Source organism: Verrucomicrobiia bacterium (assembly GCA_036405135.1).
GTDB lineage: Bacteria > Verrucomicrobiota > Verrucomicrobiia > Limisphaerales > JAEYXS01 > JAEYXS01.
In genome coordinates this window covers 62814-83932 of sequence record DASWYF010000010.1, presented here as the reverse complement: position 1 = coordinate 83932, position 21119 = coordinate 62814, and the positions used below count along the sequence as shown (strand labels likewise).

The following is a 21119-nucleotide window of genomic DNA, read 5'->3' as shown; positions in this document are numbered from 1 at the left end:
CAAGCCGCCTCGGGCGGAAAGCTGAGTCGAGCCTTTGCACTCCAAAATGGGGGCTGGTTAGGCTTCGCTAGGAAGGACGGCGCGCTGAGGACAGCGTCGCCCTACCATTACTGGCGGCTACGAAAGGTTGCATCCACGGCCCCAATATCTTAGAAAGTCCGTTCCGTTTGGCGGGGTAGTTCTGTTCCGCCAAACTATTTGCAGCAATGAAAAGTAACGTCGAAATCTACGATACGACTCTGCGGGATGGTTCGCAGGGCGAAGGAATCAATTTCTCGCTGGCGGACAAGCTCCGCATCGCGGAGAGGCTCGATGCTTTCGGCGTGCATTATATTGAGGGCGGCTGGCCGGGGTCGAATCCCAAGGACATGGAGTTCTTCCAACAAGCCAAAAAGCGCAAGTGGAAGAATGCGAAGATCGCGTCGTTTGGGTTCACGCGTAAAAAGGGTGTGGCGGTGGAGGACGATGACCAGATCCGCATGCTGCTGGATTCCGGTTCGCCGGTGATCACAATCGTGGGGAAGACCTCGCTCTTTCATGTGAATGAGGTGTTGCGCGTGAAGCCGGAGGAGAATCTGGCGATGATCGGCGACACGATCCGTTTCTTGAAGGATCATGGGAAGATCGTGGTGTATGATGCCGAGCACAGTTTCGACGGGTATAAGTTTAACGCGGAGTATGCGCTGGCGACGTGGCAAGCAGCGGAGAAGGCAGGCGCGGATGTGATCTGTCTGTGCGAGACGAATGGTGGTTGTCTGCCGAGTGAGATCACGGCGATCACTTCTTTCGCACGCGGGAAGTTGAATGCGCGTATCGGTATCCACACGCACAATGATTGCGGGCTGGGCGTGGCGAATGGCATTGCGGCTCTCGAGGCAGGTGCGAGCCACATCCAAGGGACGATCAATGGTTACGGTGAGCGCACGGGGAATTGTGATTTGATCAGTGTGATTCCGCTGGTGGAGTTCAAGATGAAGCGCACGGGTGTGCCGGCGAAGTCATTGCCGAAATTGAAGGAGCTTTCGGAGTTCGTGAATGAGATCGCGAATATGCGGCATGATCCGCGGCAGCCGTGGGTGGGCCAGACGGCGTTCGCGCATAAGGGCGGCATCCATGTACACGCGATCGAGCGCGTGGCGCGGAGCTACGAGCATATCAATCCGGAGGCGGTGGGGAATCATCGGCGCGTGCTGGTGAGCGATATGTCGGGCCGCACGAACATCCTCGTGAAGGCGCAGGAGCTGGGCTTCAAGATCACGGCGGAGACGCCGGAGCTGAAGACGATCACGGCGAAGATCAAGGAGCTGGAGAACATCGGCTACGAGTACGAGGCGGCGGAGGGTTCGCTGGCGTTGCTGATCCGGCGTTTGCTGAGTCACCAGGAGCTGCCGTTCAAGGTGGATGGGTATCACGTCTCGATGCGTCGTGACGGGGAGAATTCGGTCTGTCAGGCGACGGTGAAGGTGAAGGTGGGCGAGAAGTTCGCGCATACCGTTGCTGAGGGTGATGGTCCGGTGAATGCGCTGGACAGCGCCTTGCGCGCGGCGTTGACGAGTTTCTTCCCGAAATTGAAGAAGGTGGCGCTGACGGATTACAAGGTGCGCATCATCGATAGTGCGACGGGCACGGCCGCGAAGACGCGCGTGCTGATCATCAGCACGGACAGCAAGAATGAATGGGGCACGGTAGGCGTGCACGATAACATCATCGAGGCGTCCGTGCAGGCGCTGGTGGATAGCATGGAGTATGCGCTGATGAAGAAGTAACTGGGATTTGCGAAGAGGACAGAAAACTGGCATCGTTGAGATATGACAGCGACCTTGAAGAAGACGCGGGATGAACTGGTGAAAAAGCTGACGCCGAAGCAGCGGATCGAGTTAGCGGAGGAGCTGATCATTAGTGCCGGCGGTTACGCGACCAAGGAGATTGAAGAGGCTTGGGAAAAAGAAATCGACCGTCGCTTGGATGCTTATGAAGCAGGCAAGGCCAAGACTATCCCGTCAGAAGAAGTTTATGCCGAAGCACGGCGCAAATTGAATGAAAGCAAAGTCCGTCGAGTTTCTCAGCGTCGCGCGGCTTGAGGTAGTGGAGGCTTATCTCTGGTATGCAGAGCGGGAACTGGATGTCGGAGAAAGGTTCTTGGTGGCGGTGGCGCTAAGTGAAAGCCGTATCCGGCAGAATCCTGAATGGGGCACGCCGCATCGCAGGAAAACGCGCAAGATGAGAGTTGAGGGGTTTCCCTATCACATCGTCTATCGCGAGGAAGCTGATAAAATAGTTATTTATACAGTGGCACATGGAAAACGAAAACCGGATTACTGGATCGACCGGTTATAGATTTTAAAAAGTTGATATGTCCGAGATTTCAAAAGCTTACGAGCCACAGGCAGTGGAAGAGAAGTGGTATGAGTTCTGGCTGAAGCATGGTTGCTTCACGGCGGATCCGGCGCGCGTTTCGGAAAAGCGCCCGGCCTACTCCATCGTCATCCCGCCGCCGAATGTGACGGGTGTACTCACGATGGGCCACGTGCTGAACAACACGATCCAGGACATCCTCGCCCGCAAGGCGCGCATGGATGGCAAGGAAGTGCTGTGGCTGCCGGGCACGGATCACGCGGGCATCGCCACGCAGAATGTGGTGGAGAAAACGCTGCGCAAGGAAGGCGTGATTAAGCATCGCGATGATCTCGGCCGCGAAGCGCTAGTGGCGAAGATCTGGGAGTGGAAGCACAAGTATGGCGGCATCATCATCCAGCAATTGAAGAAGCTCGGCGCTTCGTGCGATTGGTCGCGCGAACGTTTCACGATGGACCCGGAGTATTCCAAGTGCGTGCAGAGCGTGTTCGTGGACCTTTACAAGAAGGGCCACATCTATCGCGGCAAACGCATGGTGAACTGGTGCCCCGTCTCGCAGACCGCGCTCTCCGATGAGGAAGTGGTGATGAAGGAGCAGAAGGGTTTCCTCTATTATTTCCGCGTGCAAGTGGTGGAACTGGACGGCTCGCCGGTGAAGGCGGATTCGTTCAAGGAATCCTCGCATCCGCTGGCGCGCTCACATGCGCCCGCTGCGCCAAAGGAAGGTGAAGAGGAAGCTGCACCGAAATTTCAACCGATGGTGGATGCCGATGGAAACATCTGGCTCACGATTGCCACGACGCGTCCGGAAACGATTCCGGGTGACACGGCAGTGGCGGTGAATCCGAAAGATCCGCGTTACGGCAAGTTCATCGGCAAGTACATCAAGCGTCCGTTGCCGGTGGAGAATCAGGCGCCGTTGCCGATCATCGGTGATGAGCACATCGACATCGCGTTCGGCACGGGCGTGCTGAAGGTGACGCCCGCGCATGACAAGGCGGATTACGAAATCTTTCAGCGCATCGTGCAATGGTCGCAGACGGCTTCGTCCACGTCGCAGTTCATGTGGAAGCTTGCGACGATGGAGCCGATCGAGGTCATCGATGCGAAGGGTTTCATGACGGAAGATGCGGGTGCGCATCTGAATGGGCTGGAGCGTTTCAAGGCACGCAAGGTTTCCGTGGAGAAGCTCACAGAGCTGGGCTTCATGGAGAAAGAGGAGCCTTACACGAACAACGTGGGCTTCAGCGAACGCGCCGATGTGCCGATCGAGCCGCGCTTGAGCGAGCAGTGGTTCCTGAAATATCCGAGCGTGGAGAAATCTCGCGCGTGCGTAGCGGATGGCGCGATGCGTTTTTATCCGGATCGCTGGGCGAAGGTGTATGATCACTGGCTCGGTGGCATTCAGGATTGGTGCATCAGCCGCCAGCTCTGGTGGGGACATCGCGTGCCGGTGTGGTATCGCGGCGAGGATGAAGTTTACTGCGGTCTCGAAGCGCCGGAGGGCGAAGGCTGGACGCAAGACCCTGACGTGCTCGATACCTGGTTCAGCTCCTGGCTGTGGCCTTTCGCCACGATGGGCTGGCCGGAAGAAACCGAGACTCTCAAGAAATTCTATCCGACCACGGACCTCGTGACCGGGCCGGACATCATCTTCTTCTGGGTGGCGCGCATGATCATGGCGGGCTACGAATACAAAGGTGATCTGCCGTTCAAGAACGTGTATTTCACTGGCATCATCCGCGACAAACAAGGTCGCAAGATGTCGAAGTCGCTCGGCAACTCCCCAGACCCTCTGGACCTCATCGCGAAGTATGGCGCGGATGCGTTGCGCTTCGGCGTGATGCGCGCAGCCCCACTCGGACAGGATATTTTGTTCGATGAACAGAACGTCGAATTGGGCCGTAACTTCTGCAATAAGCTTTGGAACGCGTGCCGCTTTAGGCAAATGCAAGGCGGCGCGATAGAGACGGAAATCAATCCGCAACTGCTCACTTCAGACGATCGTTGGATCTTGATCCGTCTTGATCAAGCCATTCGCGAAGTCACACAGGCGTTCACGGATTATCGTTTCAGCGATGCCACCAGCGCGCTCTACCGCTTCTTCTGGAGCGAGTATTGCGACTGGTATGTGGAGGCATCGAAAGCTGCGTTCTTTGGCGAAGACGCGAAGCTTAAGGCGAACAAGCTCGCGGTCATCGATTTCGTTCTGGCGAATACGATCCGCCTGTTCCATCCGTTCCTGCCATTCATCACGGAAGAGCTGTGGCACGGCATGGGTTACTCGAAGGACATGCCGGAAAATCAAGGCGGCACGACGTTGATGTTCACCACTTGGCCCAAGCCCTTGAGCGACGAGGAAAAGACTTATTTCGGCCTCGACGAGACGGCGGACAAAGCCGCTGCGGCGAAATACGAACTCGTCTCGATGGGGCGCAACTTGCGTCGCGAGTTGAAGCTCGATCCAGCGAAGAAGCTGAAGTTCGTGTTCAAGCCTTCGGGCGAGATGCCGACTGCTGAAGTTGAAGTGTTGAAGCTGTTGCTCAATGCCGAGGCGATCAAGGTGAACCCCAGTTACTTGCCGCCGAAAGGCACGCCGTCCTCAGGCAATGCACTCGGCGAACTGTTCCTGCCGACTGCCGGTCTGGTGGATTACGGTGCTGAGCGTGAGCGCTTGGGCAAAGAACTCGAGAAAACCCGCACTGAGATCACGAAAGTGCAGGATAAACTGGGTAATCCGAATTTCACAGAAAAGGTTCCTGCGAAGGTTCTCGAAGAGCACAAGCAACGCCTCGTGGACTGGCAGGCGAAGGAGAAGCAGATCCTTTCGTCACTCGAAAACCTGCCGGAATAAAGCACGAACTACATCATTTCGCACGGGCCGGAACGCAAGTTCCGGCCTGTTTTGTTTCCGAAAGCACCCCTTCTCAGGACAACTTCACCGCATCCCCTGTCCCATTCCATGCCTCCCGTGTCAAACATCTCCGTTTTTTCACGCAGATTTATTTTGCTCTGACCCCGCAGGTCCATAAACTCATCGCGCGTGGAACACCACAGTGTCCTAAACGACATGGCGATATGCATCGTGGCCGCATGGCTGTTCGGCATCGTCGGCCAGTTGCTGCGGCAGCCGCTGATACTCATGTATCTGCTGGCGGGCGTCGTCATTGGTAAATTGGGTTTGGGCATGGTCAGCTCGGCGGAGTCCATCAAGACCATCTCCGATCTTGGACTTATTCTGCTGCTCTTCATGATCGGTCTGGAGATCGATCTGAAGAAGATCTTGGGCGCAGGTAAACTCATCACCTTCACGGCTATTTCACAGATATTCGGTGGCTTTGCGTTTTCAGCCATCTTCTTCTGGCTCCTGCGCACCTCGATGGATAACTCTCTGAGCATCGCCTACCTAATCGTGGCGAGCGTCCTCAGCAGCACCGTTATCATCGTCAAGATCCTCTACGATAAGCGCGAGCTCGATACCTTCGCCGGTCGCCTCACCCTAGGCATACTCGTCTTGCAAGACTTGGTCGCCATCGTCCTGCTCTCCATCCAGCCGAACTTGGACGACCCGCAACTCAGCGTTTTCGCCCTCTCCTTGGGTAAGGCCGCGTTCCTGATCGGTGCCGCATTCCTCATCAGCCGCTTCTTCCTGCCGCCGCTTTTCCGCAGCATCGCACGTTTGCCGGAATTGGTGCTGGTTGGTGCCATTGGCTGGTGCTTCTGGGTTTCGTGGATGGCCAGCAACCTCGGCCTGTCTGCTGAAATGGGTGCCTTGGTCGCCGGTGTCGCGCTCTCGACGTTCCCCTACACTTTGGATGTCTCCGCCAAGGTCACCAGCCTGCGCGATTTCTTCGTCACCCTCTTTTTCGTGGCGCTGGGCATGGCGATCCCGATGCCCACCTTCGAGATCCTGCGCGGCGCCCTCATCTTCTGCTCGATCCTGTTTGTGGGCCGTTTTATCACCGTCTTCATCCCCATGTTGAAGATGCATTGCGGCCATCGCGCGAGTTTGCTGACCTCCATCAACCTCGCTCAAGTCAGCGAATTCTCCCTCGTCATCGTCGCCTTGGGCCTGCAATACAAGCATATCACTGAAGTCACCGCGGGCATCGTCAGCTACGCCTTCGTGATCATGGCCATCTTCTCCACCTACCTCATCTCAAACGCTGAAGTCGTCATCCGCCGCCTAAGCACCTTGCTCAGTGATGTGAATATTGATGACCTGAACGAAGAAGGCTCCACGCTGAACCTGCACGGCGGCCATCCCAAGGTCTTCCTGCTCGGCTTCTCCTGGTCTGCCAGCTCGCTCTTGGATGACATTCGCCGTAAGCAACCTGACCTGGTTCGCGATCTCGCCGTCATCGACTTCAATCCGCAAGTGACCGAAGGCTTGAAGAAGCGCAATGTCCGCGTCATCTATGGTGACATCAGCCAGCGCGATACCTTGCTGCACTCCGGTGTGGACACCGCCGAGATCATCGTCTGCACCCTGCCGAACAGCATCCTGAAAGGCACCACGAACCAGAAGCTCGTGCGCATGCTCCGCGAGATCAATCCGAACGCGAAGATCATCATGCACGCCGAGTACTTCGCCGATCTCCCGGCGCTCTACTCCTCAGGCGCGAGCTATGTCAGCGTGCCCCGCCTAACCGAAGCCGCCGAATTGCTCGAAATCATCGATGCCGCTGGCAAAGACCTGCTGGATGAAAAACGTGCCGACCAGGAAGCCTTCGTCAAGAAACGCGACGAAGTCATCCCTTGATTTGATCCCCTGCCCCCTTTTCCCATGAAGCCGTCTGAACTGAAACGTGCCCTGAAAACCGCCGTCATCGCCTCCCACGCCGCCGGAGCTTTGATGCGCAAAAACCTTGGCTCCAAGAAAGTCATCAACGAAGCCACCCAGCACGATATCAAGCTGGAGTTGGACGTGCGCTGCCAGAAGCTCATCGAGAAGACACTGCAGCAAGCTTTCCCCTCTATCGCCATCTTGGGTGAGGAAGGCACCTTGGGCGACATCAATGCCGAATATCGCTGGGTCGTGGACCCGATCGATGGCACCGTGAATTTCACCTACGGCCTGCCACACGCCTGCGTTTCCATCGCTTTGCAAAAACGCGGTGAGACAGCCAAGGAACGCAAACAAAGTGGTTACCCCGATGGCTACACCACGATTGTGGGCGTGGTATTCGATCCCTTCACCAACGATCTCTGGACCGCCATCAAAGGCCAGCAAACGCAGCTTAACGGCAAAAAAGTTTCCGTCAGTGAACGCACCAAGCTCAAAGAAAGCATCGTCGCCATGGGCTTTGCGAAATACGAGAGCACGCTCGCGAAGATGCTCCCCGTTTTTAATAAGCTCGTTTCTCGCGTCCGTAAGATCCGCATCATGGGCGCTGCCGCGCTTTCCATGACCTACGTTTCCAACGGCCGCATGGATGCTTATAAGGAATACGGCGTGCGCCTCTGGGACATTGCTGCGGGCGGACTCATCGTGGAATGCGCCGGTGGTGAATTCTGGCGTCAACCAGTTGATGACCAGCACGGCTACGAAATCGTCGTCAGCAACGGCAAGCTGAGGAAGCAAATCGAGGCGGATTAAATCCCGGTTGAAATTTTAAAAAAGTTAAACCGTTGAATCGTGAGTCGATTCAACGGTTTTAACATTTTAACGAGCCGATGTTACCTGATCTTCTGATCCGGCAACTCGCCCTTGATGCCTTCATCCATCGGCATCCGATCCGGATTCGCGCCCGCTGATTGGATCAGCTTGTCCAGTTCCGCACGCAGTTCCAGCACCTTGCGTCTGAACAACCCTTCGTGAATGAGATTCACCGCTTCATCGGGATCTGATTTCAAGTCGTAGAGTTCTTCCTTGTGCTTGTCCGGGCTGCCATCGCCATGCGGATACCGGATGTACTTCCAGTTATCCGTGCGGATGGCACGCACGTTCGGCGTATATGGAAACTGCTTCTCGTAGTTGTATTCGTAATACCACGCCGTGCGCCAATCTTTCGCATTACCTTTCACCAATGGTTTCCAAGATTTGCCATGGATGCCATTGATCCCTTCCACCCCGCAGATATCCAAAATGGACGGCGCGAAATCCAACGTGAGCACCTGCTGCTCGATCACCTTCGGCGTCTTCGTCAAACCGGGATAGCGCACCACCAACGGCACACGGATGCTTGGCTCATGCGCTGTACGCTTGTCCACCATGCCATGCTCGCCGTTGAGCAGTCCATTATCGCCTGTGAAGATGAAGAGAGTGTTATCCAACTCACCCATCTCTTTGAGCTGTTGATAAAGCTGGCCCACGCTGTCATCCACAGAAAGGATCGTGCCCCAATACGCACGCGTCATGTTCTCAAACGCCGCCACACCTTCCGGCGAACTGTCTGGGAAATTCTTCCGCCATTCAAAGAGCGGCCCGTAGATGCCGTGCCAAGTGCTGATGCGCTGCTTCACCCACGTCGGCTTGTTCTCCAAATGAAATGCCGTATCCGGGTAAGGGATGCGCACATGGTTGAAACTGTTGCTGTATTTCGCTTCGGGAAAATAAAAACTGTGCGGTGCTTTGTGACCGAGCATCAGCAGAAACGGTTTATCTTTCCGATCCTTCAACCAGTTGAGCGCCAAGTCCGTCACTACATGCGTGTAATAGCCCGGCAGCACCTTGCGTGTGCCATCCACATTGAATTCCGTATCGAAATACTTCCCCTGTCCTTTATGAGTGGCAAAGTAATCAAAGCCCGGCCGCTTCTCATCATTGTCCTCACCCATGTGCCACTTGCCGATGTAGGCCGTCTCATACCCCGCATCATGCAGGCGACGCGGAAAACTCACCATATCCGCCGGATACTCCGTGAAATTATTCACCACCCCATGTGCGTGCGCATACACACCGCTCAAGATGGATGCACGGCTCGGTGAGCAAAGCGAGGTGGTGCAGAACGCATTCTTAAAATACACGCCTTCCTGCCCCAGCCGATCTATATTCGGCGTCTTCAGGTGTGTACTCTTGCCCGAGATGCTGATGGTATCCCACCGCTGATCATCCGTAAGCACGAAAACGACATTCGGATGTTTCTTGGTGGCGGCGTAACTTTGATTCTTCAAACCAAAAACGAAAGCTGAGGCGATCAACGCGACCAAAGCTGTCCGGCGAGATAATGTGCTCAAGAGATTCATAAGAGGAATAGCCTAGTAATAGCCGGAAAAGCCACATGGCGCAAATGGGAAGTAAGGTTACGAGCGCGACTCTCCGAGTCGCAGCAACGTGAAATGCTGCAAGCGGTTTCCGAAATTGAACGCGAGCGATAATGGAAATCATTTCGCGTGCCTGATTTCTTGCGAAACCGGACTATCTTTGCTTATGGCTGTCGCTGCGACACGGAGAGTCGCACCCCACCAAAAAGTTTGCCCTCGCCTCCATGCCATGAAACAACTCCCGCGTGCTGACTCGTTTCTTCGCCTTCCTGCTGAGTTTCGCCACGGTCAAAAAAGGCCTGTGGCGGAAATGGTATGATTACCTGGCGGGCTACCAGCAGGTCACGGAATGGACCTGTATGAATTATGGCTACGCTGGATTGCCCAAAGCAGAAACAACCGAAATACCAAGCGGACTCGAATCCGAACGCTGGTGCTTGCAACTTTATTACCACGTAGCCAGCGGAGCAGAACTCGCAGGCAAACAGGCTCTCGAAGTCGGCAGTGGACGAGGTGGCGGCGCAGCGTTCCTAAAGCAATCCCTCGGAATCGCGAATTACACCGGCGTGGATTATTCAGATAAAGCCGTCGCACTCTGCCGTGACCGTTATGCATCCATCCATGGCCTGACCTTTCAGCAAGGAGACGCTGAGAAGCTACCGTGCGCAGATACGACCTTCGACGCCGTCATCAACGTCGAATCCTCCCATTGTTATCCTGATTTTCCTAAATTCGTGAGTGAAGTCCATCGCGTCCTTAAACCTGGCGGCCATTTCCTTTACGCCGATTTTCGCGATGCCGTAGAACTCGGCAACTGGCGCACGCAGTTACGGAACTCGGGTTTGGAGATCGTGCGAGAAACAAACATCACGCCCAATGTGCTCGCCGCCTTGGATCGTGATGACACTCGCAAACAAACGCTCATCCAAAAACTGATCCCGAAGTGGCTGTTAAAACCATTCCAAGATTTTGCGGGAACCAAGGGCTCTTTGGTTTATCGCAATTTCGCGACCGGAAAGATGCAGTATTACAGCTTTGTGCTACGGAAAAAGTAGCCGCCGAGGTCAGGAGGCGGAACTAACTTTTCAGATCGGCAAGTTCCGCAGATCAAAACACCGCCGGATATCCCTCTTCCAAAAATCTGAGGTGATCATTCAAGCCCCTCTGATTGCAGAGCTCTTTCATCCAGCGCGGCGGCTCGTTCATATCCTCAAAGGAAAGTTTGAACGTGCCATAGTGCATCGGCACCAGCCATTTCGCTTTCAGATCCAGGAAGACTTGCACCGCATCATCCGGTCCCATGTGCGTTTTCCGGAATGAATCCGGGTAGTACGCACCGATGGGCAGCAACGCGATCTCCGGCGTGCATCGCTCACCGATCTCACGGAAGCCCTCGAAGTAGGCGCTGTCTCCTGCGTGATACACTTTGCGCCCCTGATGTTCCAAAATAAATCCACCGTAGCCGCGATGATGATCGTGAAGTGTGCGCGCGCCCCAATGCTTGCTCGGCACCAGCGTCACTTTCCAGTCACCTTTCTGATAACTCTCCCACCATTTCAATTCCACCACACTCCCGAAACCCAATCCCTTCGCCAGCGGTGCCATGCCCCACGGCATCACCGCCATTTTCGGATGCGGCAACTTCTTGAGTGACGGACGATGGAAGTGATCGAAGTGTGCGTGCGTCAGCAATACGAGATCGATCGGCGGCAAGTCCTCGATCTTCACACCCGCATGCTTCAGTCGTTTGAGGAGAAAAATCCAGTTCGCGAAATTCGGATCAACAAGCGCATTGAGATCGTTGAATTGCACGAGGAACGATGCGTGGCCGATCCAAGTGAGCGCGACCTCTCCATTCTTCAATGTAGGGAACTCGGGCTTTCGGTGCCCACCTGAGCGTGGCGTGAGCAGAGCCTTCCACACCATCTCATGAAAAAATGTGCGGGGATTGAAATGATTGCCCGGAGTCAGGTCCTTCAACGAACGCGGAATGCGTCGCGTAGGACGATATGGCTCGTGCACCTTATTATGCTGGCCGTTTCCGTCACTCATATCTCTCGTGATCAAGGTAATCCATAGCCGCTCGAATAAAAAGAAATCTTCGACGTCTGTATTAATGTTGGCACAAAAAGCCGACAGAAGCAAAAAGGCAATCGTATGAAAAAAATCGTAACCGCCCTTGCAATTTGCGGCCTGATGGTCGCAGGCGCACAGCAATCTCACGCCGGTGACCGCGAATGGGCGGTCGCAGGCAAGGTGCTGACGGGTGTCATCGCGGGCGCCGTGATCGCAAAATCTTTTGAGCCCGCTCCTGTAGTGTATCAACCGGCTCCGGTCGTCTATCAACCCGCACCGGTAGTAGTGCAGCAACCCACGGTGGTCTATGCACAGCCCATCGTGCAACCTGCACCCGTTGTTTACGCTCCGGCTCCGGTGGTGTACGCACCCGCTCCGGTGATCGTGCGTCCCGCACATGTTTACCACGCGCCGCCTCCGGTGGTGAGCTACCACTACAGCTTCGGCCATCGCCCGCGTCATCGCGTTTGCTGGTAACCTTTCAGTTCCCGGGAGGAACCGAAAATAAATATCAGCCACCTGCCCGGCTACCACCGGACAGGTTTTTTATTTTGTTGGCGTGAAAAATGCACGGCCCATACTTGCACGAATACATGGAAAAACTGAACGGACAGCTCGATACTTTTTTGCGCAAGCAGCCGCGCTTGGGAAAAGATGTGTATATTGCGAAGAGCGCGGTGGTGCTCGGCGATGTCACGCTCGGTGATAATTCCAGTGTGTGGTATAACGCCACCGTTCGGGGCGATATCAACCGCATTGAAATCGGCCATCACTCGAATATCCAAGATAACGCCGTCCTCCACCTCGCGGATGATTTCCCGTGCATCATCGGTAACTATGTCACCGTGGGCCATTCCGCCATCGTACACGCCTGCACCGTCGGTGATGAATGCCTTATCGGCATGGGCACAACAATCCTCGATGGCGCAGTGATCGGCGAACAATCCATTATCGGCGCGAATGCCCTTATCACCCAAGGCACCGTGATCCCGCCTGGATCCATGGTCGTCGGCTCACCAGGAAAAGTGAAACGCCCTCTGACCAACGAAGAACGCGCCGGTCTGAAATATTGGGCTGAGAAATACGTATGGAACTCCGCTTACTGCCTGAAGAATGGAATTAACGTCGGCGAACCTTTATCAACGTGATTTTCTTTCGAATCATAGAAAGCAAAAGACCGGCCTAAGCCGGTCTTTCTGTTTTAAACATTACGACAACTTCAGTTCACAAACGTCGCCTCATTCGTCTGCAACAGCGCGTGTGCATACTTGTCCCATGCACCCAAAGTCTTCGGCGCTGCTTTCGCTGCCGGTGCCTGACGATCCCCGCCCTTCGCCTTGCCTTTACCTTTGCCCTTGGGATTCGCCTGCGCCACTTCCTGCACCTTTGCCACCACCGGCACCACATCCGTCGCCGGCGTGCTGTTCAGAAACGCCATCCCCAGCTTGATCTCCGTCTCTGACGGCAAGCGCTGGAAGATCAATTCATACAACAGTTTGATGCGATCATCATCTTCATCCAACGCCTTGAAGTCTTTCCGCTCCGTCAGATTACGCGCCTGCTCGACTACCAGCGGGCTGTTCATCATGAAGAGCGATTGCTGCGGCACGATCGTCTCATAACGCTTGCCCGTGGTGATGTCCGGGTTCGCGAAATCAAAATTGTTCATCACTTCCGGCAACCGCGCGCGATCAATATATCCATACACCGTGCGGCGCGTGGAGTAAGGCTCGCTCATCAAGTTCACCGGCTTGCCGCCCATCGACTTGTCCAGCTTGTCACCCATCGCCAGCAACGAATCACGCAACGCCTCGAACTCCAACCGCCGGATGTTCGCGCGCCAGAGCAACCGGTTATACGGATCGGTCTGCGCGAACTGCGCATTGTTCTCGCTGCTCTGCTGATACGTGTAGGACATCATTATCTTCTTATGCATCGCCTTCACGGACCACCCGTTCGCCATGAAGTCATTTGCCAGGTAATCCAGTAATTCCGGATGGCTCGGTGGCGTGCTTTGCGTGCCGAAATCATCCGGCGTCAGCACAAACCCATCGCCGAAGTGATGCATCCAGATGCGATTCACCATCACTCGCGCCGTCAAAGGATTGTCCTTCGACGCGATTGCCTTCGCTAATTCCAACCTCCCGCTGCCATCGCGGAACGGTTGTTTGCCCTCACTGAAAATCTCCAGGAAACGTCGGGGCACCACTGGCCCGCGACTCCCCGCCTCACCACGGATGAATACATACGAATCCTTCGGACTCTCGCTGTCATTGATCGCCATCGCGCGCGCCGGAGCGCCCGGATGCGTGCCTTCCAATTGCGAGATCGCCGAACGTAACCGCGTTTCGCGGCCTTGCAAATTTCTCGGCAACGCACGCCGCAGCGCATCGATCGGGTCTTCGTTATTTCGCCCTCCCGGGATCACCGCCATACGCACTGCTTCCTGATTCACATCCGGCAACGCCTTCGCCTTTGGATTACGTGCCGTCACTTCCTGCCAGCGCGCTTCCACCGTCGTGAATGCACGACCATAAATCCCCGCCACCTGCGCCATCGAGGTTGGATACACCCCACGAAATTGATTCGCAATGAATGGATTGACCGGTTTGCGCTTGTCCGCATTCGCCGCGATGCGCGTGGAAATCTCTTTTGCCTTCACCGCAAAATCTTTTTCCGCAAGCCGTGCGAATTCATGATACGGCCCCATCACCGGATCATTGCCACGCCGCGAACGGTTCACGATTCCCTGCCACAACCGCGCTGCCTCCTGGTTCAGCTTATACTTGCGGACGAGCTGGCCCAGTTCACTTTGCGGTTTGCCTTTCACCTCTTCGATGATCGCCAGATACATGCCCGCGTTCTTGCGCAGACCGCCGACGAACTCCTCCACATCTGTCCGGTAAAACTCCAGCAGATCATTCTCCAGCTTCGCGCGTTGCAACGTATACGCCTGATACTCCGGCGTCTTCTCATTCACATCTGCCAGCAGAGGTTTCTCTCTCGGCTCCGTGGAACTCTGGAAGATGCCGTGCAACGCGTAGTAATCCTCCGTCGGCAACGGATCAAACATATGATCATGACAGCGCGAGCATGCCACCGTCAGCGCTTGAAATCCTTTCGTCACCGTATCGATGCGGTCATTGATGATCTCGTTCTGTTGATTGTCGAAGCGATTGCCCAACGTGATGAAACCCAGCGCTGCCAGCGATGACTTGTCTTTCAAGTTCATCCGGTCCGCCGCGAGCTGCTCCATGATGAACTGGTCATACGGCTTGTCGTCATTGAACGCTTTGATCACGTAATCCCGATACGTGTATGCATATGGATAATGAAAATCCTCCCGTTGCCCGTTCACTTCGCCTTTCGTATCCGCATAACGCGCCACGTCGAGCCAATAGCGTCCCCAACGCTCACCGTATTGCGGAGACGCCAGCAAACGGTCGATGAGTTTCTCATATGCATTGGAAGAATTATCTTCAAGGAACATCTTCACTTCCTCTGGCGTCGGCGGCAAACCTGTTAGGTCAAACGTCGCACGGCGAATGAGCGTCCGCTTATCCGCGAGCTTGTTCGGATACATGTTCTTCGCCTCCAGCTTGGCGAGGATGAAATTATCTATATCATTCTTCACCCACTGCTGTGCATTCACCGTCGGCACGCTCGGCTTGACCACCGGCTTGAATGCCCAATGATTCGCCGCCGCTGCATTCTTGTAGCCCTTCGCCGTTTTGGCCCCGTCACTTTGCGGCACCGGCGCACCCATTTTGATCCACACCACAAAATCCGTGATCACACTGCTCGGCAGCTTTTCCTTCGGTGGCATCTGCAGATCATCATCCGCATAGGCGATCGCCCGGATGAGCAAACTCTTCTCCACATTGTTCGGCACTACGGCCGGCCCCGTATCACCACCGCGCAACATCCCCTCCTTCGTATCCAGAGTGAGACCGCCCTTCACCTTGTCCTCAGAGCCGCTGTGACACTTGTAACATTTGTCCGCCAATACCGGCGCGATCTTCGTGTTGTAAAACTCAAGCTGCTGCTTGATCACGTCATTCGCGGGCAACGACGGCACCAGCATCAAGGCACCGAGTGCCATGACTGCCCACCGCGCTCTCTTGGAAAAATGTTTCATACGCGCCTTTGGTTCACTCACGCCATGATCCCCTTCACCGGCACGCCGAAGTTGTCCGTCAGGCGGAAATCGCGGCCATTGTAGCGATACGTCAGCTTCTCGTGATCGAAGCCCAAGAGACCGAGGATCGTCGCGTGCAGATCATGGATATGCACCTTGTTCTCCACCGCGCGCGCACCGAATTCATCCGTCGCACCATAGATCGTGCCGCCCTTCACACCACCACCTGCGAGCCAAGTGCTGAAAGCACGACTGTTATGATCGCGCCCCGGATCCGCATTGCCATTACGATCCCGCGTCACCGTGCGACCAAACTCACCGCCCCACACCACCAACGTGCTGTCCAGCAATCCGCGCTGCTTCATATCCTTTAAGAAAGCGCCCACCGGCTGATCCACCTCACGCGCCTTCGCTGCCAGGCGATCCGCCAAATCCTGATGATGATCCCAGCCGCCCTGCCATGCCTGCACGAAACGCACACCGCGTTCGATCAACCGGCGCGCGATGAGCATCTGCCGCCCCTGCGCCGTGTTGCCATACATGTCGCGGATGTTCTGCGGCTCCTTCGAGATGTCGAAAGCATCCGTCGCCTCCGTCTGCATCTTGAACGCCATCTCATACGCCTCCAGCCGCGCCTCCAGTTGGATGTCCTTCTGGAGATTCTGGCTGTGCATGTAATTCAGCTTATGGATGAGATCGAGTTGCCGCCGCTGTTCGGTCTGAGAAGCATACTGGTTCTTGATGTTCTCGATGAGATCTTCCACGCGTTGCGAAGAAGTATTGATGCTCGTCCCTTGGAACACGCCCGGCAGGAAGGAAGACTGCCAATTCTGCGTGCCACCCGGCGGCACACCACCCGGACGCAACGAGATGTAGCCCGGCATGTTCTGGTTCACACTGCCCAACCCATAGAGCACCCACGAACCCATGCTCGGTTTCGGGAGACGCAGCGACCCCGTATTCATCATCACCGTTGCCACCTCGTGTGAAGGAATATTCGTCCACATCGAGCGGATCACCGCCATGCTGTCCACATGCTCGCCGATGTTCGGAAACACCTCGCTCACCTCGATGCCCGATTTGCCCTTCTTCTCGAACTTGAACGGCGACGCCAGACCCACGCCATTGAGCCCTGGCAGATCCTTGCCGTCATTCGCCGTGAGCGCCGGTTTCGGATCCCACGTATCCACGTGCGACGGCGCACCTTGCGCGAAGATATGCACCACCGCCTTCGCCTTCGCCGGCAACGGCGGAGCCTTCGGCGCGAGCGGCGATATGTTGGCCGCCTGCATGGATCTCCCCAGAAGAAGATCATCCGCCATCAACCCCGCGAGCCCTAAGACACCCATGCCCATGCCGAACCGGTTCAGGAACTGGCGCCGGTTCACGATGAAATCCTCAGGACGGGCGGTGTGCTCCGCGAGATACTTGGCAGTTGGCTTCATATGCATCCTTAAAAATTGTTCTTCCTATGTCAGACGTTGTTCAGGCCAGACAGGTTTCGCGCTAAATAGCTTGGGTATGTGTAACTAAAACTATCCCCATCCACAGCCCCTGTAAACCATCTGTTTTCGTCTCCGGCCACTTCATAATTCATCCTTCATAATTCATAATTTACCCAAGGGGGTAGGACATTGGCTGTCCATGTGAATAGTGTGAACAACTTTTCATTCAACCCCGGAACCCTCTTATCGTCAGCCACTTAAGAAGCGCCACCCAACTTAAACTTCATTTTTTCCTTCACCTAAAAACCCTAAAATGTCTTCACCCGCTTCAAATACGCCCCATAAGTCCCATAGGACCTATAAGACCCATTTCCTTGTCCTCCATATCCCGCTTACTATTCTTTTCCTCAAGAGACAACCCCATCACCCATGACCGCCACTCCTGAAGACCACACCTTCATCCCTGCGCATGGCCATTACCGCACTTTACTTTCCTACCAAAAAGCTGAGATCGCCTATGACATCACTTTTCGCTTTTGCCAACGCTTTCTGAGCAAAGGTGACCGAACCATAGACCAGAGTATCCAAGCCGCTCGTTCTGGAAAACAGAACATTGCCGAAGGCACCCACGCCTCCGGCACCTCCAAAGAAACGGAACTCAAGCTCATCAATGTCGCCCGTTCCAGCCTCGAAGAACTCTTGCTGGACTATGAAGACTATCTCCGGGTCCGCGACCTCAGGCACTGGGAGAAGAACTCCAAGGAATCCCTTTACGTTCGTAAACTTGGAAATAAACCCAATACCACCTATACAGCCTATCGCGAATTCTGCGAAACCCGCCCTCTTGAGGTTATCGCTAATATCGCCCTCTGTATCATCCACCAGACCAATTACCTCCTCGACCAGCAAATCCGCCGTCTGGAAAAAGATTTCGTGAAGCAAGGCGGTCTCCGGGAACGCATGACCAAAGTCCGGCTCAACTATCGGAATAAACCGGCATGAGCCCCTCCTTCAAAGATTTCCTGAAAAACCTGGCCCTGCTTGCTTTATTCGCCTTCTTCCTATTGCCCGGCATCGTGATGATCATCGACTCTAGATTATACATCACCGAGATACGAAGCTCCAAAGGTGCCAAAGGAATGGAGAACCCGTTCCTTTTCATTCCAGTGATTGGACTTCTCGGGATTGTTCTTATCCGGAAAGATTTGCTCCGCAGTTTCCGCGAATGGAAACGCCTTGGGTATCCCACCCGAAAGCACCGGTCTACAAACAAGGAAACGTAAACCATGCGCCAGACCTTCTCCAAACTCCCCTACCGCTGCTCTATCGTGCTGCTCGCGCTGGGCATTCTCCTCACCTGTCTCTGGCTGCGACGCTTATTCTCCGGCGGAGATCAGGGCTGGGCCAATCTCGGTTCCCTGATCCTCATTGCACCCGTGGCAGCAGCGGCGCTTCTGAATGCAATCCTCGGCTTGATTCTTCACACGATAGATCAAAATCAACGACACTTTAAAACCCTTCTGTTCAGCGGCATCACGTTGGTCTTGCTCGCCATCCAGATTCTCCTGATCACTCAGATACCATCCGTACAAATCATGGCTGCTGGGGCTAACGGAGAAGCGGGCACATGGGAGAACGATCCCAAGAATTGGGAGCGCGCCTTCCGCACCAACGCCTCACCCGCTGTCACCGTGGTGAACTCCAAATATTGGCGCTCCAACCACTTCACCTATGAATACATGTGGTTCTTCGAGATCCGCGCCACGGCGGCTTGGCGTGATGAATTCCTGCAGAGTCGTGGCCTGAAACTGGAACCACCGGCAAAATCCCGTAGCTTCAGGGACAAGCATACGAGTAAAATGACTCCCGACTGGTTTGCCCCCGATCCGGTCGAACTTTATGATGTCTGGAACGGCACTCATGGCACCCTTTGGATCAACAAAACCAACGGTCACATCCACTTTTACGGCGTGCTGCTTTAGCTAAATTGCCCATGAATAACCAAAAGAGAAAAAAGTTCGGAGGAGGCAGAAAATATAACATGCCAGTCGGGCTCTTCTATACAGGATCGTATTCCTATCTCAGAAAAGAAATTCTGATTGGTGGTCTTTTTCTGACCGGCTTCAGCATCTTTTTGACATACCTTATCTACCAGATAGTGACCGAACGGACTTGGTCTTCCAACCTGGCCTTGAGCATCGCTTTCTTGGGGGTCCTCGCCACAGTTCTCTTTTGTAATGGAACGTTTTTTCTGAGTCGTTGGATCATCCAAAAACGCCTGCTCTTGGAGATCACGGACACTGGCATCACCTATGGTAAAAAATTTCGTCCATGGACGGAAATTTCATGGATCGGCAGGATCAATCTGGATGGTTACCCCATGCTGGCCTACAGACTCAAAGGCGGGGGCTTCTTCTCCTATTGCCGCAAATTGGCGGAAGACCGCCCTTTATCATCCACCGATTGTGAGGCCTTGATGGAAAAACTGCGGAATGCACTTCAGAAAAAACACCCGCATATCACCTTCGGCGGCACAGATCCGTTCACCCTCAATTTAGAGCGGTTTACGAAAATTTGAAATTCTCCCCCACTTCCCCTAATCTCCCTCCCGTCGGCAAACCTAACGAGACACCATGCCTTGGCCACCCTCACCACTCATCGGCTCCCTCGTGGTGATCGCTGCCTACATGCTCGTCCGCTCCGCCATCTACGAACTTTTTCCCGTCACCACCCAGGAAAGCTGGTTCTTGCGTGATGCCATCGTATGCATCCCTCGCCTGCTCGCTCTGGTCGCACTCCTCTACCTGAACCGCACTTGGCGCGTCGCCCGCATGGATTTCCCATTGAAAGGCTTGGGCCGTACCATCCTCTGGAGCATCGCTCCCCTCGCCCTCTGGACTTTCTATTTCAGCGGCAGCAAAGGCGACTCCTTTGTCCCTTGGATGATCGCCGTCGGCTTCATCACCAGCATGATTGTTGGACTCTTTGAGGAATACGCCTTTCGCGGCCCCTTGCTCACCACCCTGCACCAGCAATTGGGTTATGTGGGTAGCATTCTGATAAGCAGTTTCCTGTTCGCGCTTTTCCACCTGCAAGCCCAGCCCTTCTCCCACTGCCTGATGATCCTCCTCACCGGCATCATCCTAGCCAATCTACGTCTGCGCGGCATCGGCCTCGGCTGGCTCGCCCTGTTGCACGGCTTAATCGACGCCTCCGCGTTTCTCTTCCACACTCAAAGCGCCGATGCCTTGGGCCTGCACGGCCTGGCTGTTCATGCTGGTCTGCTCGTCCTCGCCCTCATCAGCTACCCCCGCGCCATCTTCACCCAACCCGCCTTCCATCCCTGATAGCAGCTTCCCCTTCATCCTTCCCTATCCGTGTGATCTGTGTTTCATCTGTGGCTAACAAATGCCCCACATCGTCGAAATCCTCATCGCCTCCGCACCTGACGCTCCCATGACGCCGAGCGACTCAGTGCGAGTCATCCCCGGTCGCGGCTTGGTTGGCGATCGCTATTACGTCGGCAACGGCACCTTCTCCCCACATCCACAAAAGCCTGATTTCGAGATCACCCTCATCCAGCAGGAACACATCGAAGCCTTCGCCTCCACTACCGGCATCCCCTTCACCTCCCGCGATGCCCGCCGCAATCTCGTCACTACTGGCATGGATTTAAACACCCTCGTTGGCCAAGAGTTCATGGTCGGCTCCGTGAAACTGCGCGGCCTCCGCCTCTGCGAACCCTGCAACTACCTCGCCAAACAAACGCATCCCGAAGTCCTCCGCGGCCTCGTCCACAAAGGCGGCTTACGCGCCCAGATCCTCACGGAAGGTGAAATACACGTTGGGAATATCCTAAAATTTCCTCTTCATACTTCATAATTCATACTTCATCCTTT

At 55.1% G+C, this 21119-nt stretch carries 19 protein-coding genes; 15 read left to right on the top strand and 4 right to left on the bottom strand.

Going from position 1 to position 21119, the window contains the following annotated elements:
• Nucleotides 1-206 precede the first annotated feature (206 nt).
• From cimA to VGH19_04375, 6 genes are all read left to right on the top strand, one after another.
• Nucleotides 207-1766, top strand: coding sequence for a citramalate synthase (gene cimA / locus VGH19_04400; protein HEY1170590.1), 1560 nt, complete (start codon nucleotides 207-209; stop codon nucleotides 1764-1766).
• A 42-nt stretch (nucleotides 1767-1808) separates the two neighbouring features.
• Nucleotides 1809-2081, top strand: coding sequence for an addiction module protein (locus VGH19_04395; protein ID HEY1170589.1), 273 nt, complete (start codon nucleotides 1809-1811; stop codon nucleotides 2079-2081).
• Complete coding sequence (locus VGH19_04390) at nucleotides 2038-2337, top strand: type II toxin-antitoxin system RelE/ParE family toxin (protein HEY1170588.1); 300 nt, start codon at nucleotides 2038-2040, stop codon at nucleotides 2335-2337. Before VGH19_04395 ends, VGH19_04390 begins: the two co-directional genes overlap by 44 nt.
• Nucleotides 2338-2353: 16 nt before the next feature.
• Complete coding sequence (locus VGH19_04385) at nucleotides 2354-5209, top strand: valine--tRNA ligase (GenBank protein HEY1170587.1); 2856 nt, start codon at nucleotides 2354-2356, stop codon at nucleotides 5207-5209.
• Between the two features lie 216 nt (nucleotides 5210-5425).
• Nucleotides 5426-7117 (top strand): cation:proton antiporter, encoded by a 1692-nt coding sequence (locus tag VGH19_04380; GenBank protein HEY1170586.1) that lies wholly within the window; start codon nucleotides 5426-5428, stop codon nucleotides 7115-7117.
• 24 nt (nucleotides 7118-7141) lie between these two features.
• Nucleotides 7142-7954, top strand: a complete 813-nt coding sequence (locus VGH19_04375) for an inositol monophosphatase family protein (GenBank protein ID HEY1170585.1) — start codon at nucleotides 7142-7144, stop codon at nucleotides 7952-7954.
• Nucleotides 7955-8034: 80 nt separating this feature from the next.
• On the opposite strand, the gene VGH19_04370 is transcribed toward VGH19_04375, so the two are convergent.
• The gene (locus tag VGH19_04370; GenBank protein ID HEY1170584.1) at nucleotides 8035-9534 is read right to left on the bottom strand and encodes a sulfatase; all 1500 of its coding nucleotides are present in this window, start codon (nucleotides 9532-9534) and stop codon (nucleotides 8035-8037) included.
• A 272-nt stretch (nucleotides 9535-9806) separates the two neighbouring features.
• Here VGH19_04370 and VGH19_04365 point away from each other — a divergent pair, with 272 nt between their 5' ends.
• Nucleotides 9807-10616 (top strand): class I SAM-dependent methyltransferase, encoded by an 810-nt coding sequence (locus VGH19_04365; GenBank protein ID HEY1170583.1) that lies wholly within the window; start codon nucleotides 9807-9809, stop codon nucleotides 10614-10616.
• Between the two features lie 52 nt (nucleotides 10617-10668).
• Here the strand turns inward: VGH19_04365 and VGH19_04360 are convergent, their stop codons facing one another.
• Nucleotides 10669-11613: an MBL fold metallo-hydrolase gene (locus VGH19_04360; GenBank protein HEY1170582.1), complete on the bottom strand. Its 945-nt coding sequence runs from the start codon at nucleotides 11611-11613 to the stop codon at nucleotides 10669-10671.
• 105 nt (nucleotides 11614-11718) lie between these two features.
• On the opposite strand from VGH19_04360, the gene VGH19_04355 reads away from it, so the two are divergent.
• Nucleotides 11719-12114: a hypothetical protein gene (locus VGH19_04355; protein ID HEY1170581.1), complete on the top strand. Its 396-nt coding sequence runs from the start codon at nucleotides 11719-11721 to the stop codon at nucleotides 12112-12114.
• A gap of 116 nt (nucleotides 12115-12230) precedes the next feature.
• Nucleotides 12231-12785 carry a gamma carbonic anhydrase family protein gene (locus tag VGH19_04350; GenBank protein ID HEY1170580.1) on the top strand — a complete coding sequence of 185 codons (555 nt, stop codon included), beginning with the start codon at nucleotides 12231-12233 and terminating at the stop codon, nucleotides 12783-12785.
• Nucleotides 12786-12856: 71 nt separating this feature from the next.
• Here VGH19_04350 and VGH19_04345 read toward each other — a convergent pair whose 3' ends face one another.
• Both VGH19_04345 and VGH19_04340 read right to left on the bottom strand, forming a co-directional pair.
• On the bottom strand, nucleotides 12857-15775 hold the full coding sequence (locus VGH19_04345; protein HEY1170579.1) for a PSD1 and planctomycete cytochrome C domain-containing protein: 2919 nt from the start codon (nucleotides 15773-15775) through the stop codon (nucleotides 12857-12859).
• Nucleotides 15776-15792: 17 nt separating this feature from the next.
• Nucleotides 15793-17220: a DUF1501 domain-containing protein gene (locus VGH19_04340; GenBank protein HEY1170578.1), complete on the bottom strand. Its 1428-nt coding sequence runs from the start codon at nucleotides 17218-17220 to the stop codon at nucleotides 15793-15795.
• Nucleotides 17221-17649: 429 nt separating this feature from the next.
• Between VGH19_04340 and VGH19_04335 the strand changes: the two genes are divergently transcribed.
• The 6 genes from VGH19_04335 (at nucleotide 17650) to VGH19_04310 (ending at nucleotide 21102) form a co-directional block, all read left to right on the top strand.
• Nucleotides 17650-18222, top strand: coding sequence for a four helix bundle suffix domain-containing protein (locus VGH19_04335; protein HEY1170577.1), 573 nt, complete (start codon nucleotides 17650-17652; stop codon nucleotides 18220-18222).
• Complete coding sequence (locus VGH19_04330) at nucleotides 18219-18503, top strand: hypothetical protein (GenBank protein ID HEY1170576.1); 285 nt, start codon at nucleotides 18219-18221, stop codon at nucleotides 18501-18503. The genes VGH19_04335 and VGH19_04330 overlap by 4 nt, the downstream gene beginning before the upstream one ends.
• A 3-nt stretch (nucleotides 18504-18506) precedes the next feature.
• A complete protein-coding gene (locus tag VGH19_04325) occupies nucleotides 18507-19202 on the top strand; it encodes a hypothetical protein (GenBank protein ID HEY1170575.1) in 696 nt (231 codons plus the stop codon).
• An 11-nt stretch (nucleotides 19203-19213) separates the two neighbouring features.
• The gene (locus VGH19_04320; GenBank protein HEY1170574.1) at nucleotides 19214-19798 is read left to right on the top strand and encodes a hypothetical protein; all 585 of its coding nucleotides are present in this window, start codon (nucleotides 19214-19216) and stop codon (nucleotides 19796-19798) included.
• A gap of 55 nt (nucleotides 19799-19853) precedes the next feature.
• On the top strand, nucleotides 19854-20567 hold the full coding sequence (locus tag VGH19_04315; GenBank protein ID HEY1170573.1) for a CPBP family intramembrane glutamic endopeptidase: 714 nt from the start codon (nucleotides 19854-19856) through the stop codon (nucleotides 20565-20567).
• A gap of 61 nt (nucleotides 20568-20628) precedes the next feature.
• On the top strand, nucleotides 20629-21102 hold the full coding sequence (locus VGH19_04310; protein ID HEY1170572.1) for an MOSC domain-containing protein: 474 nt from the start codon (nucleotides 20629-20631) through the stop codon (nucleotides 21100-21102).
• Nucleotides 21103-21119: the final 17 nt, after the last annotated feature.

What these genes read in the sequence shown, in the direction of transcription:
- cimA (HEY1170590.1), top strand. Translation starts at nt 207, where the DNA reads ATGAAAAGTAACGTCGAAATCTACGATACGACTCTGCGGGATGGTTCG.
- VGH19_04355 (HEY1170581.1), top strand. Translation starts at nt 11,719, where the DNA reads ATGAAAAAAATCGTAACCGCCCTTGCAATTTGCGGCCTGATGGTCGCA.
- VGH19_04315 (HEY1170573.1), top strand. Translation starts at nt 19,854, where the DNA reads ATGCCTTGGCCACCCTCACCACTCATCGGCTCCCTCGTGGTGATCGCT.
- VGH19_04380 (HEY1170586.1), top strand. Translation starts at nt 5,426, where the DNA reads ATGGCGATATGCATCGTGGCCGCATGGCTGTTCGGCATCGTCGGCCAG.
- VGH19_04320 (HEY1170574.1), top strand. Translation starts at nt 19,214, where the DNA reads ATGAATAACCAAAAGAGAAAAAAGTTCGGAGGAGGCAGAAAATATAAC.
- VGH19_04340 (HEY1170578.1), bottom strand. Translation starts at nt 17,220, where the DNA reads ATGAAGCCAACTGCCAAGTATCTCGCGGAGCACACCGCCCGTCCTGAG.
- VGH19_04390 (HEY1170588.1), top strand. Translation starts at nt 2,038, where the DNA reads ATGAAAGCAAAGTCCGTCGAGTTTCTCAGCGTCGCGCGGCTTGAGGTA.
- VGH19_04375 (HEY1170585.1), top strand. Translation starts at nt 7,142, where the DNA reads ATGAAGCCGTCTGAACTGAAACGTGCCCTGAAAACCGCCGTCATCGCC.
- VGH19_04360 (HEY1170582.1), bottom strand. Translation starts at nt 11,613, where the DNA reads ATGAGTGACGGAAACGGCCAGCATAATAAGGTGCACGAGCCATATCGT.
- VGH19_04350 (HEY1170580.1), top strand. Translation starts at nt 12,231, where the DNA reads ATGGAAAAACTGAACGGACAGCTCGATACTTTTTTGCGCAAGCAGCCG.
- VGH19_04325 (HEY1170575.1), top strand. Translation starts at nt 18,507, where the DNA reads ATGCGCCAGACCTTCTCCAAACTCCCCTACCGCTGCTCTATCGTGCTG.
- VGH19_04395 (HEY1170589.1), top strand. Translation starts at nt 1,809, where the DNA reads ATGACAGCGACCTTGAAGAAGACGCGGGATGAACTGGTGAAAAAGCTG.
- VGH19_04345 (HEY1170579.1), bottom strand. Translation starts at nt 15,775, where the DNA reads ATGAAACATTTTTCCAAGAGAGCGCGGTGGGCAGTCATGGCACTCGGT.
- VGH19_04385 (HEY1170587.1), top strand. Translation starts at nt 2,354, where the DNA reads ATGTCCGAGATTTCAAAAGCTTACGAGCCACAGGCAGTGGAAGAGAAG.
- VGH19_04330 (HEY1170576.1), top strand. Translation starts at nt 18,219, where the DNA reads ATGAGCCCCTCCTTCAAAGATTTCCTGAAAAACCTGGCCCTGCTTGCT.
- VGH19_04335 (HEY1170577.1), top strand. Translation starts at nt 17,650, where the DNA reads ATGACCGCCACTCCTGAAGACCACACCTTCATCCCTGCGCATGGCCAT.
- VGH19_04310 (HEY1170572.1), top strand. Translation starts at nt 20,629, where the DNA reads ATGCCCCACATCGTCGAAATCCTCATCGCCTCCGCACCTGACGCTCCC.